The 1035-nt window shown below is 46.1% G+C and carries 2 protein-coding genes; both read left to right on the plus strand.

Annotated features, from left to right (window positions below; translation table 11 throughout):
- The first annotated feature begins 184 nt into the window (after positions 1–184).
- A complete protein-coding gene (locus ACS8FD_RS16735) occupies positions 185–523 on the plus strand; it encodes a proton-translocating transhydrogenase family protein (RefSeq protein ID WP_439263339.1) in 339 nt (112 codons plus the stop codon).
- Positions 520–1035 (plus strand): NAD(P)(+) transhydrogenase (Re/Si-specific) subunit beta (locus tag ACS8FD_RS16740; RefSeq protein ID WP_439276671.1); only part of this gene is annotated, 516 nt, incomplete at its 3' end. The genes ACS8FD_RS16735 and ACS8FD_RS16740, both read left to right, overlap by 4 nt.

Genomic DNA, 1035 nt, shown 5'->3' on the forward strand with positions numbered 1-1035 from the left:
TGGAAGATGAGATTCAGGGCGCACTGGCAGTGACGCATGAGAGTCAGGTACGCCTTGCTAAACGCTAAGTCTTGACTGCCTATCACTACACACTTTGTCATCATACATTTGCCAGTAATGAATAAAATTTTAGGAGGATAAGATGATTGCCACTGTTTTAGCTGCGGCGCCAGCCGGTGCGGCCATGAGTAGCACACCATTTGTAGCGATTTTCACTGTATTTGTACTCGCTATTTTTGTCGGATATTACGTTGTTTGGGGCGTTACGCCTGCATTACACACACCATTGATGGCCGTAACTAATGCCTTATCAAGTATTGTCATCGTCGGTGCAATGCTACAGACGGTCACGATTGATGGTTCGATATTTACACCAACCAGTTTGCTTGGTGCATTTGCGGTATTTTTAGCCAGTATTAATATCTTTGGTGGTTTTGCCGTGACTGAGCGTATGCTCGCGATGTTTAAACCTAAAGCAAAAAAAGCGCCAGTGGTAACATCTGAAAATGGAGGCGATGCATGAGCGATTTAACAAATATGATTTCTGCGAATGCTGACTGGTTTTATTTAATCGGTGCCATTCTTTTCGTCTTAACCCTTCGAGGTTTATCTAGCCCAAAGACCGCTATTCGCGGTAACCGCTTTGGTATGGTTGCGATGGCAATTGCAGTAGCAACGACATTCTTCTTAGCAGAAGGCCCAGTGCTGTGGTTGATTATCGGTGCGATGATATTGGGTGCACTCGTTGGTATGTGGAAAGCAAAGACGGTCGCGATGACCCAGATGCCAGAAACGGTCGCTTTAATGCACTCATTTGTCGGTTTGTCAGCGGTAGCGATTGCTTTAGCAACGGTACTGCATACTGAACAACAGCATGGCGCGGTTGCTCGTGTCGAATTATTCATCGGTTGTTTCATCGGTGCGATTACTTTCTCAGCTTCTGTCTTTGCCTTTGGTAAATTGGCGGCAAAGAGTTGGGCGAAGACCTTGGTTGGCGGCTGGGTTAAACCTGTCCAAGCACTACTATTCATCGCT

This window comes from Psychrobacter sp. 1U2, assembly GCF_051847575.1.